This window comes from Longimicrobium sp., assembly GCF_035474595.1.
In the GTDB taxonomy this organism is placed as follows: Bacteria; Gemmatimonadota; Gemmatimonadetes; order Longimicrobiales; family Longimicrobiaceae; genus Longimicrobium.
Genome location: NZ_DATIND010000045.1, coordinates 19908 through 32752 on the forward strand (window position 1 = coordinate 19908; position 12845 = coordinate 32752).

Annotated in this window: 12 protein-coding genes and 1 tRNA gene; 3 read left to right on the forward strand and 10 right to left on the reverse strand. The window is 71.3% G+C overall.

Going from position 1 to position 12845, the window contains the following annotated elements; genetic code table 11:
• Positions 1–88 precede the first annotated feature (88 nt).
• From VLK66_RS07790 to VLK66_RS07830, 9 genes are all read right to left on the reverse strand, one after another.
• Positions 89–1564 carry an NAD(P)/FAD-dependent oxidoreductase gene (locus VLK66_RS07790; protein WP_325308825.1) on the reverse strand — a complete coding sequence of 492 codons (1476 nt, stop codon included), beginning with the start codon at positions 1562–1564 and terminating at the stop codon, positions 89–91.
• 134 nt (positions 1565–1698) lie between these two features.
• The gene (locus tag VLK66_RS07795) at positions 1699–2361 is read right to left on the reverse strand and encodes a DsbA family protein (protein WP_325308826.1); all 663 of its coding nucleotides are present in this window, start codon (positions 2359–2361) and stop codon (positions 1699–1701) included.
• On the reverse strand, positions 2358–3488 hold the full coding sequence (locus VLK66_RS07800) for a hypothetical protein (protein WP_325308827.1): 1131 nt from the start codon (positions 3486–3488) through the stop codon (positions 2358–2360). The genes VLK66_RS07795 and VLK66_RS07800 overlap by 4 nt, the downstream gene beginning before the upstream one ends.
• 89 nt (positions 3489–3577) lie before the next feature.
• Positions 3578–3778 carry a hypothetical protein gene (locus VLK66_RS07805; RefSeq protein ID WP_325308828.1) on the reverse strand — a complete coding sequence of 67 codons (201 nt, stop codon included), beginning with the start codon at positions 3776–3778 and terminating at the stop codon, positions 3578–3580.
• Positions 3779–3857: 79 nt separating this feature from the next.
• The gene (locus tag VLK66_RS07810) at positions 3858–4061 is read right to left on the reverse strand and encodes a hypothetical protein (RefSeq protein WP_325308829.1); all 204 of its coding nucleotides are present in this window, start codon (positions 4059–4061) and stop codon (positions 3858–3860) included.
• Between the two features lie 495 nt (positions 4062–4556).
• The gene (locus tag VLK66_RS07815; RefSeq protein WP_325308830.1) at positions 4557–5528 is read right to left on the reverse strand and encodes a hypothetical protein; all 972 of its coding nucleotides are present in this window, start codon (positions 5526–5528) and stop codon (positions 4557–4559) included.
• Positions 5529–5672: 144 nt separating this feature from the next.
• Positions 5673–6077, reverse strand: coding sequence for a type II toxin-antitoxin system death-on-curing family toxin (locus VLK66_RS07820; protein ID WP_325308831.1), 405 nt, complete (start codon positions 6075–6077; stop codon positions 5673–5675).
• Positions 6074–6298 (reverse strand): hypothetical protein, encoded by a 225-nt coding sequence (locus VLK66_RS07825; RefSeq protein ID WP_325308832.1) that lies wholly within the window; start codon positions 6296–6298, stop codon positions 6074–6076. The genes VLK66_RS07820 and VLK66_RS07825 overlap by 4 nt, the downstream gene beginning before the upstream one ends.
• A 91-nt stretch (positions 6299–6389) precedes the next feature.
• A complete protein-coding gene (locus VLK66_RS07830) occupies positions 6390–7964 on the reverse strand; it encodes an alkaline phosphatase family protein (protein ID WP_325308833.1) in 1575 nt (524 codons plus the stop codon).
• A 465-nt stretch (positions 7965–8429) separates the two neighbouring features.
• On the opposite strand from VLK66_RS07830, the gene VLK66_RS07835 reads away from it, so the two are divergent.
• Together VLK66_RS07835 and VLK66_RS07840 are read left to right on the forward strand one after the other, a co-directional pair.
• Entirely contained in the window at positions 8430–9926 is a 1497-nt protein-coding gene (locus VLK66_RS07835) for a long-chain fatty acid--CoA ligase (RefSeq protein ID WP_325308834.1), read from the forward strand.
• 162 nt (positions 9927–10088) lie between these two features.
• Positions 10089–10162, forward strand: a tRNA-Arg gene (locus VLK66_RS07840).
• A gap of 77 nt (positions 10163–10239) precedes the next feature.
• Here VLK66_RS07840 and VLK66_RS07845 read toward each other — a convergent pair.
• Positions 10240–10920 (reverse strand): DUF6766 family protein, encoded by a 681-nt coding sequence (locus VLK66_RS07845; RefSeq protein WP_325308835.1) that lies wholly within the window; start codon positions 10918–10920, stop codon positions 10240–10242.
• A gap of 327 nt (positions 10921–11247) precedes the next feature.
• Between VLK66_RS07845 and VLK66_RS07850 the strand changes: the two genes are divergently transcribed.
• A complete protein-coding gene (locus VLK66_RS07850) occupies positions 11248–12672 on the forward strand; it encodes a peptidylprolyl isomerase (protein WP_325308836.1) in 1425 nt (474 codons plus the stop codon).
• Positions 12673–12845: the final 173 nt, after the last annotated feature.

A 12845-nucleotide genomic window follows, 5' to 3' on the forward strand; every position in this document is an offset into this window, starting at 1 on the left:
AATCCTTTGTGCACCAGCGAGACAACGGGCGTGAAAGGAGTGTCGCCGCACCGGACCCGTTGCCCCAGCGTGTGTTACGGAGACGGGCTCACCGGGACTCCGCCGCCACGCGCACCTCGTCCGCGGCGCGGATGCCGGAGGCCAGCGCGCCCTGCATCCACCCGGGCCACGGCGAGGTGTGGTCGCCGGCGAAGTGGACGCGCCCCTCCGCGCGCGCCAGGTGCGGCAGGAAGGCCCGCATCTCCCCCGGCGCGAACCAGGCGTAGTCGCCCCGCGCCCACGGGTCCGCGTCCCAGCAGACCGACGCGCCGTGCTCCACGCGCCGCGCCAGCCCCGGATGCACGCGCCCGGCGTGCTCGCGCGCGAACGCCACCCGCGCCTCCGGCTGCATCGCCGCTACGTGGCGGGCGTTGGGCCCGGAGACGAACGCCTCCAGCACGGCCCGGCGCCCCGCCTGCCCCGCCGTCGCGTCCACCGCGTGCATGATGGGCAGGTCCGTGGGCACGGCGACGTCGTCCGGGGCCCAGCACCGCTCCCGCACCTGCAGGTACACGCGCGTGATCGACGTCGTCCGCAGCCCCTCCACCGCGCGCCGCTTCGCGGGGGAGAAGGCGGGCGACACACGGACGGTCCGCAGCGTGGGAAACGGGATCGCGCACACCAGCCGGTCCGCGGCGACCGTGCGGCGCGTCCCCCGCTCCGCGACCTCCACGCGCACGCCGGCCTCGTCCTGCTCGATCGCCGTCACCGCCGCGCCGTAGCGGATGCGTGCGCCGAGCCGGTCGGCCAGCGCGCGCGGCAGGCGGTCGGTGCCGCCCGCGACGAGCGACATCCCCTCCACGCCGCGCTGGAGCGCCAGGTCCCGCAGGAGCGACAGCGCGGAGACGGCGTCGACCCCGTCCCCCCACTCGTCCAGGTAGCCCAGGCGGATAAGCGACACCGCGCCGGGGGACGCCCCGCGGCTCCGCAGCATCTCCGCGAAGCTGACGCCGTCCAGCCGCAGCGCCGCCTCGCCCGGCCACGACGGATGCTGCGGGTCGCCGATCGCGGCCAGCGCGGGGGCCGCATACCGCGCCAGCAGCGCCCCGGGCGACATCCGCGCCTCGGATGGCGCCAGCTCCACTGGCCACCGCGCCGCGCGCCCCGGCCGCACGGAGACGGAGCGTCCGCGCACGAAGTACCGTCCCCCCGCCGCCCCCCGCCCGCGCGCCGCGGGAACGAGCGAGACGCCAAGTTCCCGCGCGTAGCCGACGGTGTGGAAGTGCGTGTCGGGGACGTACACCGCGCCGGCCTCGGCATACAGCCCGTCCGCGAACTCGCCGCGCAGGGTATGCACCCGGCCGCCGGGGCGGTCGCGCGCCTCCAGCACGGTCACGTCGTGCCCGCGCTTCACCAGCTCGTACGCCGCCGCCAGCCCGGCCAGCCCCGCGCCCGCGACCACCACCCGCGCCGGACGCCCGTTCCCGCCCCGCGCCCGCTCGCCGCCGCACGCGACGCCCGCCAGCGCCGCGGCCGCCGCCGCGCCGCGCACCACGAACTCGCGCCGGGTGATGCGATCTGCCATTGCGCCGGCCGGTGGAAGGACGGGGTGCGAGAGTGCGAAGGTGCGAGAGTGCGAAAGTAACGGGAGCGCCAGCCAGGACCCGCGTCGGACGCTCCCATCGAGATGATCGACCGCAGGAGATCGCGATCCTCCGCCTACCGGCTTTCCGGGTTGGCGATGAGCTTCTCCAGCTCCTCCTCGGAGAGTGCGCCGGGGTGCAGGGTGCCGTTGATGATCAGCGTGGGCGTCACCTGTACCTGCGTGTCCGCGCCGGACTTCGCGTCGCGGTCCACGCTCGCCATCGTGCGCGCGTCGGCCAGGCAGCGCTCGAACGCCGCCGCGTCGGGCACGCCCGCCTCGCGCGCGAACCGCGACCACGCCTTCGTCCCCAGCGAGTCCTGCTGGGCGAAGAGGAGCGTGGCGAACGGCTCGAAGCGTCCCTGCCCGCCCGCGCACTCCGCCGCGACCGCCGCGGGGCGGGCATGGGGATGGATCGCGTCCAGCGGGAAGTGGCGGTAGAGCACGGCCACGCGGTCCGGGTGGCGCCGGAGGACGGCTTCCAGCACGGGATGCGTTTTCGCGCAGAACGGGCACTGGAAGTCGGAGAACTCCACGATGCGCACCGGCGCGTCGCGGCGGCCCATCCACTGGCCGCCCTGCAGCAGCGCCTCCCAGTCGTCCACCCGCCGCGGGCGCATGTCCGGCTGCCCCGCCGCCGCGGGCGCGAAGAGCTCGCGCCGTACCGCCAGCGTGGTCACCACCAGCGCGCACGCCACCATCGCCGCGGTGGCAAGGTTCGAAAGCAGGCTCCGGTTCATGTGCGCTTCGGTTCGGGGTGGACCGGCTTCAGGTCGTAGACCACCACGTGCTGCACGTCGTCGCCGTCCAGCGCCACGCCGTACGCCACGTCGCCGCGGATCAGGTGCAGCTTCACGCGCGCGGGGGTCTGGAACGCGCCCACGCGCCGCCCCTGCTCGTCGAAGGCCGCCCAGTGCAGGGGCTCGCCCGCCCGCGCCGTGGGCGCCATCCAGATCCGCCCCGAGTCGTCCACCAGCATCTGGTCCAGCAGCGGCCAGGTCTTCCGCCCGGCCCCCTCCAGCGCCCGCACGATCGTCTGCCGCTCGAAGGGTCCTCCCCGCTGCATCCGCGTGACGACGCTGTCCATCTCGGCGCCGGTGACCGGAAGCGGCTGGGGCGGGTCCTGTGGATGGACTGTGCCCAGGTGCTTTCCGCGCGCCGAGTAGACCTCCACCTGCCAGCTTCCCGTCCAGGCGGTGTACACCCGGTCGCCCGCGTTCGCCAGCAGCGTCTGCTGCCCGAAGGGGCTGAAGAGCGCACCCCCCACGGGCCCCTGCTCGACCTCGACCGCCTCGTACTCGGGGAAGGCGAGCACCGAGTCGACGGCGACCGACGCGTCCGGGTTCAGCAGCCGCACGGTGTCGCGACGCCGTCCGCGCGGGCTGTCGGCGTAGGCGGCCCGGAACACGCCCATCAGGGAGCCGTCGGACACGGGCATCACCCAGTACGGGAAGACGTAGTTGGCGGTGCTGAGGCTGAGCATGTGCGCCGGCCGCTCCGACTCGGGCGCGAAGACGGTCACCCTCGCAGCGCCTCCGTCGAACGCGAAGACGCTGTCCCCGGGGAGAACCCTGACGCTGCTGACGTCGTCGAACTCTCCCGGCCCCTTGCCCGCCCGTCCCAGCCGCCGGAGCAGCTTCGCCTCGGGCGAAAGCACGGCGATGTCCGTATGGTCCGCCACGTACAGGTTGCCTCGCGAGTCGACGTCCATCGCCTGGACCCGGGTAAATTCCACCGAGTCGGGGGTGGCGACCCGCACGACGGCGTCGTACTGCGTGAATCCGCGCGGCGGCGGCGGCCTGCGTGCGTCGCCCGAGCAGGCCGCGAGCGCGGCCCCGGCCACGAGCACGGGCAGCGTTCCTCTCATCGATATGCGCATCTTCCACCACTCCCATAGCCTGGTTTGGTTCGCGCCCGCCGCCGGGGGCGGGCGCGTCCTGCGGGTGCCGACGGAGGTCAGCCCCTGGAGCAGCCGTTTTCGGTGACCGCGCACCAGTTCGTTCCGCAGCACTTCGTCCGTTCCCGCTCGCAGCAGTAGTCTCCCGACTGGATGGGCGCCGGCGCGAGGGTGGCGCCCGCCCGCGCCGGGTGCCCCGCCTGCAGCACCCCGGCGGCGCACAGCGTAACCGCGAACATGATCAGGTTCATGCCTCTCATCGGTATGCTCCTCCATGCGTTGTGATGAATGCCGGGAACCGCCCGGTGAGTGCCGTGAAAGCGGGCCGGCGGCCGCGATTCAGCCAATCTTGTAGCACCCGCTGCCGTTGATGTAGCACCCGGTCCAGTAGCAGCACCGGAGCGCCCTGGTGGTGTCCGAGCAGCACGAGAGCACGGCGAACGGGCTGGGCGACATGGTGGCCCGGGCCGGCGTGGGGCGGGCGAGCACGGCGCCGGACGCCAGGGTGCAGGCGAGCGCCGCGAGACGGATCATCCGCTTCATTGAGTCCTCCGGTATTTCATGTGGGTGGAAAGCTCCGCGAGGGAGCAACGGGGTCCCAGTGACCCCGGAGATTTCGACCCCTGAACCCCGCGCCGTGGATCGTGCGAGCGGTGCGACCGAGTGTCCTGCGGCGAGCGGATTACCCCCAAAGAATCGGCCCGCGATCGGGTAGCTGGCGCACGCCGGGTGTACTCAGTTTCCAGTTGCTCTCATTTGATGCCCGAATTACTCACCTGCGCCAATCGTAAAACACAAACGATGCAGAGTCAACACCAACGTTTGTTCCTGTTCCAACTATTATGTAAATACTTATACATGCGCATCTTACGCCTGCGTAACCGCTGCAGTTTACGGAAAAAAACGGCTGATCTGGAGATGTACGGCGGCTACGCGGCGCGGCCCGGATTCACGGGCCGCACTCTATGAGACGGATCTGTAATGAAGATTCCCAACGTGGCGCTTCGGTGGCGACTTGTGGCGGGGAGTGGATGAGGGTCAGCGGTGCTCGAAGCGGAGGGTGAGCAGTTCGATCCACTCCTGCGCGCCGCCCGGGCGGGCGATGGCCAGCGCGTCGCGGTAGTGGGCGCCGGCGCGGATGGGGTCCTCGCCGATGTAGGCGACCTCGCCGAGCAGGTAGTGGCACTGCACCTGGCGCAGCGCGTCGCCGAAGCGGGCGAACAGGCGCACGGCGTCGCCCAGCTGCGCGCGCGCCGCGTTCCGCCGCCCGCGCGCGAGGTGCGCCAGCGCCACGGGGATGCCGGCGAGCGCGGTCCAGTAGTCCTCCTTCTCGCGTCGCGCGAGGCGGAGCGCGTCGGCGGCCGTGCGCGCGGCCGCGTCCAGCTCCCCGGCGTCCAGCAGCAGCTGCGCGCGGTTTGCCAGCACCAGCAGCCGCGCGAACTCGTCTCCCGGCGCGACGGCGCGCTCCGCGGCGGCGAGACGCTCGGTCGCCGCATCCCCATCTCCCGCCAGCGCGGCGGCGATCGCGCGGTTCACCCGGGCGCGCGCCTCCTCCGCGGACGGTGCGGCGGCGGGGAGCCGACTGCCGCGCGCTCCATCTCCATCATCTCCATCCCGATTATCCCCATCTCCATCATCCCCATCTCCATCTTCCGCGACGTCTTCCATCCGCGGCGTTCCCGCGAGGAGCGCGACCGCGGCGGCTTCGTTGGCGAAGCGCTGCATCCACGCCCCGTCGCCGCCGTGCTCCGCGACCGCGGCGCCGGAGAGCGCGAGGCGCGATGCGTCGTCCCACAGCATCCGGGCGCGCGCGGCGGCGGCGGTCGCGAGGATGCCGTCGAGCAGCGCGGCGAGCGCGGCGCTCTCGGCAGGCACCTCCTCGACTCCGAACGACTCGGGAAGCGGGAGAGGGAGGACCGGCCCGGCGGACGGGGGAAGCGGCGCGGCGGCGGGGATGTAGCCGCGCGGCGCGGGGAGCTCGAGGAGTGCGTCGATGGAGAGCGTGGGCATGCCGGATTCGAGAAGGCGCGGCGCCCGTGGGGCGCCGCGCCGTGGCCGCGGGTCAGGTGCGCTCCGGGTCGCGGATGCCGCGGAGGCGGTTCCAGGCGAAACCCGCGCGCAAGTTGTGTGCGAGCAGGGGGATAGGGAGATTGGCTACCGCGACAAGGGTTGGAGGCGCTCACCCACCCAGGTGGCGAGTTCTCCCTCGCTTACACCTCCTGCGGCAAGCTGCTCGAATATCAACACAGCCTCGGCTTCGGTCGCTCCCAGCCGAAATCCATTCCTTCTAAGGAATACGAGCAATGCGGCCAAGCCGACACGCTTGTTCCCGTCGATGTAGCCGTGGTTCTTCACAAGCGCAAAGGCATAAGCTGCAGAAAGTTCAGCAATCCCGCACTCCTCGCCGGCATAAGCGAAACGGTTCAGCGGACGGGCGAGTGCCGACTCGATGAGGGCCGAATCGCGCACGCCGTGCGAGCCGCCGTGCTCGTCGATCAGCGCGGCGTGCATCGCGTCGACCGACCGGCGACCCAACCAGTTCGGCTCCGGAATGCTCACTTGGCAAGTTCACGGAAGGCGTTGCGGAACTCGCGCCGCACCTCCTCGAACGCCGCCATTGTCTCCTCGAACTCTGGATCGTACGGCGTTACCACATACTCGCCGTTCCGTTTCACGAAGAACAGCGTGTCCCCGATGTCCGCGTGGATCTCATCGAGGAATTCCTTCGGAAACGTAGCGCCCGCCGATCCACCCATCCGGCGAAGCTGGATCTTGTGCATGCTCAACCTCCAAGTGGTAGTTCCTGACATCTAGTATAACATTAGTATCACCAAGGCGCGAGTGCCCGGAGGTGCCATATCTCTCACGATATCACCGGAACGCCGGCGCAAGCACTCGTCCGTCGATCGCCTCGGTGGGGTTCACGCCGAGGGCGCGGGCGAGCGTGGGGGCGATGTCGGCGGTGCGCGCGAAGACGTCGTATCTGCCGGGGCGGAAGGGCGCGCCGTAGAAGATGATGGGCACGTGCGTGTCCAGGTCGCTGGGCGAGCCGTGCTCGGCGAACGGGCGGTTGCCCCACGCGAAGCCCGGGCGCAGCGTGACCGCCGCGTAGAACGGCAGGTCGCGCGGCACCATGTGCACCCAGCGGCGCGCCACCGCGTCGTTCACGGTGTCGCCGCGGGCCAGGTCGGCGAGGAGATCGGCGCGGAGCACGCCGGGGATGGAGCGCGCCAGGGCGACGAACTCGCTCGCCACCGCGTTCGGGTCGCGGCCGGCGTGGACCAGCGCGGCCGGGTCCAGGCGCAGCAGGCCGCCCTCCTCGAACGCCATCGCCGCCGCCGGCACGCCGTAGCGCGTCGCGGTGTCGCGCAGCCAACGCAGGAGCGCGGCGTCGCTCACGTGCATGGCGGCGGCGTGCGCGGGGTCGGCCACCTCGGGGAACGGGGTGACGCCGTGGTCCGCGGTGAGGGCGACGACCACGGTGGACGGGTCGCGGCCGGCGTAGACGGAATCCAGGAACGCGCCCAGCCAGCGGTCCAGCCGCAGGACCTGGTCGTGGATCTCGCGCGAGTCGGGGCCGTACGCGTGGCCCACCGCATCGGTGGAGGAGAGCGAGACCGCCAGCACGTCGGTGGCCGGGCCGTCGCCCAGCCGCATCTCGCGCAGCCCGGCGAGCGCCATCTGCAGCGTCACCGAGTCCATCTGCGGAAACGACGGGAACGCGGCGGCCGCGCTGTCCGGCGTGGACGGGAACGGGTGCGGAAAGACGCTCCGCCCCCGGTTCTCGATCGCCACGTCGTCCTTCTCCGCGTAGCGCGAGGCGGGTTCGGCGAGGTCCCACGCCTTCCCCGCGTATCCCTGCGGCAGGCGGCGCGCGTTGAAGGCGCGCACCCACGCCGGGAGGGTGTCCGCGTAATAGGTGCTGGTGACGAACGATCCGTTGGGCGCGTACCAGAACACGCTCTGGTGCGCGCGCCCCAGCGGGAGGATGGCGCCGCGATCCTTGCGCGACACCGAAAGCGCACGCGAACGCGGATCGTTCGTGCGGATCCAGTCGAACAGCACGCTGCCGCGGAAGCGGAAGGGCGACGAGCCGACGGAGTCGTAGCCGACGAGCCGCGTCTGCGGATCGGGGTTCACCCCCGAGCTGTTGCTGACGATGCCGGTGCCGCGCGGAAAGCGACCGCTCATCACCACGGAGTGCCCGGGCGCCGTCTCGGTGATGGCGTGGTCCTGGTGCGCGTCGGTGAACACCGCGCCGCCGCCGTACAGCCGCGCCAGCCCGCCGGTGAGCTGCCCCGGCCAGCGCGTGAAGTAGTCCGGCCGCATCTGGTCCACGGTGATGAACACCAGCAGCCGCGGCGTCGGCGCGGGCGGCGCGCTCTGGGCGGCGGCCGGCGCGGCGCACCCGGCCAGCGCGCAGGCAAGGGCAAGGCGGCGGAGCATGACGAAACGTCTCCGGGTCGGGAGATGGAAAGCCGCGTGTGGGGCGAATCCGCGCAACCTAGCGCCCGCCGCGCGGGGATGCCAAGCGTGCGTGCGGATGCGCATCCGCGGGGGGGAGGGCGAATGGAATTCGCGGCAACAACGGCCCGAAGTCCGCCTGCGCGGACTGCTGCCAGACTTTCTTCCCGGTTCAGGAAAGCTCGCTCACGCCACGCAAGACGTTCACACCGAATCGGGATCGTAGCGGCGGCCGAAGGAGCCTGCATGGCGTGAGCGAGGCCTCCCGATCGCCCGGATACCTGGCGGGGAGTCCGCGAAGGCGGACCTCGGGCCGTTGTTGCCGCGAGTTCATTCGCCTTCCCCCCAGCCTCGCCCGCACGCACGAAATCCATCTACCCGCCCGGCGCCCCGATCCGTACCTTCGAATCATCCGCTTCTCCCGAAATCCCCATCCCCCGCCCTTCCATGAACGTCGCGCAGAACCTGGAGCGCTCGGCACGGCTGTTCCCCGGGCACACCGCCATCGTGTTCGAGGGGCGCGCGCTCACCTACGCGGAGCTGGAGGCGGGGGCGAGCCGGGCGGCGCACGGGCTGCAGGCGCTCGGCGTCGCGGCGGGGGATCGTGTCGCGCTCTTCCTCCCCAACATCCCCGAGTTCGCCGTCGCCTACCTGGCGGCGCAGAAGCTGGGCGCCGTGGCCGTGTCGGTGAACGCGCTGCTGAAGACGGACGAGCTGCGCTACGTGCTGGGCGACAGCGGCGCGGCGGTCGTCTTCACCACCGCCTTGCTGCTCCCGGAGCTGGCGCCCCTGCGCGGCGAGCTGGCGGCATTGCGCGACGCCGTCGTCTGCGAGGGCGAGGCGCCGGGCGAGCGCACGCTGGGCGGCCTGTGCGACGGCCGGCCAGACCGCTTCCGCGCGCGGGAGATGGAGCGCGACGACCCGGCGGCCATCCTCTACACCTCGGGAACGACGGGAAAGCAGAAGGGCGCCGTCCTCTCGCACGGCAACGTGGTCTCCAACTACCACGCCACCTGCCACTGCGTCGGCTCGCGCCCGGGCGACCGTCACGCGCTCTTCCTTCCGCTCTTCCACTGCTTCGGGCAGGACTTCATCCTGAACGCGGCGCTGCACTCCGGCGGCACCGTCCTCCTCCATCGCCGCTTCGATCCCCAGGCCACGCCGGCACTGCTGCGCGAGCAGGGGATGACGCATTTATACGCCGTCCCCACCATCTACATCTACCTGCTGAACGCCGGCATCACCCCCGCGGACATGCCGGCGCTGCGCTACTGCTTCTCCGCCGCGGCCACCATGCCGGTGGAGGTCGCGCGCCGGTGGCGGGACGTGTTCGACCTCCCCGTCTTCGAGGGCTACGGGCTGACGGAGACGAGCCCGTTCGCGGCGTACAACCACGAGTACGCGCACCGGCCCGGCTCCATCGGCACGCCCATCGAGAACGTGGAGATGCGCGTCGTGGGCGCGGACGACGGCGAGGTGGCGGACGGCGAGTGGGGGGAGATCTGCATCCGCGGGCCCAACGTGATGCTGGGCTACTTCGGCCGCCCCGCCGACTCGGCCGAGGCGCTGCGCGGCGGGTGGTTCCACACCGGCGACGTGGGGTACCGCGACGCAGACGGTTTCTTCTGGCTGGTGGACCGGGTGAAGGACATGATCAACGCGGCCGGGTTCAAGGTGTGGCCGCGCGAGGTGGAAGAGGTGCTGTACACGCATCCGGCCGTAAAGGAGTGCGCCGTCGTCGGCATCCCCGACGAGGTGAAGGGCGAAGCGGTGGCCGCGTTCGTCATCCTCCAAGCCGCCGCCTCGGCCACGGCGGGCGACGTGGAGGCGTTCTGCCGCGAGCGGATGGCGGCGTACAAGGTCCCGCGCCAGGTCCACATCGTCGACTCCATCCCCAAGAGCCCCACGGGAAAGATCCTGAAGCGCATGCTGCGGGAGGAGTAGACGGGGGATGAATCCTCATCCGCGCGGACCTCTCCCTCTCGTCGGGTCTTTCGGGGGATTCGGCATAAGCCGTGTGCGTCCAACGCATTAGCCGAGGGGTTGACGCGGGGTGGCAATGCTGATAACTTATCGGCGCGCAACGAGTTAGCTCGTTGCGTTTTTGCGCCCGTAGCTCAGCTGGATAGAGCGTCTGACTACGGATCAGAAGGTCGGGAGTTCGAATCTCTCCGGGCGCACTCAGAACGACACGATGAAGCCCCGGCAGCGGACACGCTGCCGGGGCTTTCGTTCGTCCCTGCCGGGTGGGATGGTTTCATCCGGCTCCCGTGCTCGAGTGCGGAGCGTGGACCGGCTTCGACTCGGGCGAGCCACGCTGGCGCAGCACGATGGACAGGAGCACGACCGCCAGCACGGAAAGGAACTCGCTCTGCCAGTTCTGGAAGCTCTCGAACCAGAAACGTGGCGTGCCCAGGTACCCGAGCGCGGTCACCGCCGTCCCGCCGTGCGCGAGCTGGTCCTGGCTGTACTCCGCGGCGCCCCCGATCGCGTGCCCCGCGAAGCAGAGCAGGAACACCACGAAAAGCACCAGGCTCAGGGAGTTTTCGTATGCCTTCAGCACCCACCCGCCCCGGCGGACCGGCCAGGGCGCGCCGGCATCCCCGGCATGGTCCCGGGGGTCTTCGTCGCCTTCGCCTCCATCCCCCGTCGGGGTACCGTCGGGTTTGCGAGACTCGGCCGACCCCCGCTGCACCAGGAACGCCGTGAGGAAGATGAAGGCGCTCATCTGCAGGAATTCCGACTCCCAGTTCTCGAAGGTCGCTTCGTAGAACGCGCCCGTGGTCAGATACTTTCCGAAGCCGACTTCCTGCTGTCCGTGGTCCGCCTGATCCTCGTTGTAGACCTTGAACCCCGTGAACGCCTGACCCGCCAGGGCGAGAACGAAGAGTGAGGCGGCCACCAGGCTCAGGCCATTGTCGCGCAGCTTGCGGGTCACAGGTTGGTCGGGTTCATGGGGAACAGGTGCTTCTTCCAGTCCTGGCGAACTTCGAGAGCGAATCACCTGCGTCGACCGTGCACGTGTCGGAACGGGAACATGCACGGCACGTGCCCTACGCCGCCTGCAACCCGGGCGTGTGCCTCAGCCCCGGCTCTTCTTCGCGCGGCGAGGCAGGCGGATCAGAAGATCGGGAGTTCGATTCGAATTCTCTCCGGCGTACCTTCCACGTCGACGTCGCTTGTCCATGTTGGATGGGACGGGTTGCCGGGATAGCTTTACGCGACAGCGGAGCCTGCCACCTGCGTCATCCACGTTCCCGAAGCCATGAAGAAACTCTGGATCCTTCTCCTGCTGCTTGCGCCCGCGCCGGGCCGGGCGCAGACCCACGCCGACTCGGCTCTGATCGGCCGGATCCTGGTGGCGGAAGACCGGCGTGACTCCACCGACGCGGCCATCGCCCTGGGGCTGCGGCACGCCGACCCGCGCGTGCGGCTGATCGCCGGCCGGGCGCTGGGGCGGATCCGCGACCCGCTCTTCGCCGCGCGCGATTCGCTGCCGCCGCCGACCCCGCCTCCCGCGTGGCCCGAGCCGGCGTGGCGGCTTCGCTACCGCTCGCTCGCGGACCGGCGCGAGGACTGTGGAGCGCTGCGCGCCGCGCTGGACGACAGCGTCTGGCACGTGCGGCTCCGCGCGGCCGACCTGGCCCCGGCGCGGTGTGGAACGGATACGGCCTTGGTGCGCGTGCTGAGCCGGTGGGTCGACGCGGTGCCGCGCGGCACGGCCCGCCGCGCCGCGGGCGGGGTGTCGTGGCACGCGGGCGCCCACGCGGAGGTCGCGCTCGCGCGGATCGCGCCCGGCCTGGCGCGGGCGCGGCTCGGGAGGCTGTCCACGCATACGGACTGGCACGTGCGCCTGTACGCCGCCCGCGCCGCGGCCGTGCTGGCCGACACCCCGCGCCTGCGCACCCTCGCGCGCGACCCGGACGGCAACGTGCAGGAGGCGGCCATCGACGCGCTCGCCAGGCTGGTGGGCCACGGCGCGGACGACGTATATCTGGCCGCGCTCCACGGCAACGGCGCGCAGGCTGTCCGCGCCGCCGCGGTCGCGCTGAAAGGATCTCCGCTCCCCGCGGCGCGCGCGGCGGCGAACGCCGTGTTCGAGCAGTGGGTGCGCCGCGCGAACGACTCGGAGCGCGACGCTCGCGTGGCGCTGCTCGAGGCGGCCGGGCGCCCGGCCAGCGACGACCACCCCCCTCCGCCTCGCGTGGATCTGCCGCCGGACGCGGTCGCGCTGGCGCTGGGCAAGGACGTGCGCGTCCGGGTCACCCTGTCTCCCGGCTCCGGCGGAGGCTCGTTCGTGGTGCGGCTGCGCGGCGACATCGCGCCGGTGATGGCGGCACGCGTGCTCGCGCTGGTGCGCGGCGGCTACTACGACGGCGGCAACTGGCACCGCGTGGAGCCGGACTTCGTGATCCAGGGTGGCGGTCCGGGAACGAACGAGTACGTGGGATACGCCCACTACCTGCGCGACGAGCTGGCAACCATCGCGCACCCCCGCGGCACGGTGGGGATGAGCACGCGCGGCCACGACAGCGGCGACGCCCAGTGGTTCATCAACCTGAAGGACAATCCCCGCCTGGTGCGCGACTACACCATCTTCGCCGAGGTTACCGAGAGCATCGGCGTGGTCGACGGGATTATGGAGGGAGACGTCGTCGCCACCATGCGCGTGGAGCCGCCCGGCCGCTGACAAACGGGCAATCCCGCGCAGGAAAAGAGGAATCAGTAGAGTCGAGTCGGGGCGCCGCGGCATGTTCGCCCGGTTTCCCCGACCCGCTCATCGAACCGGACGTGCGGATTTCCCGCATCCGGCTCTCCGACTGGGTTCACCTCAGGGCATGCGAGAGCGCCATCTTCCGGCAT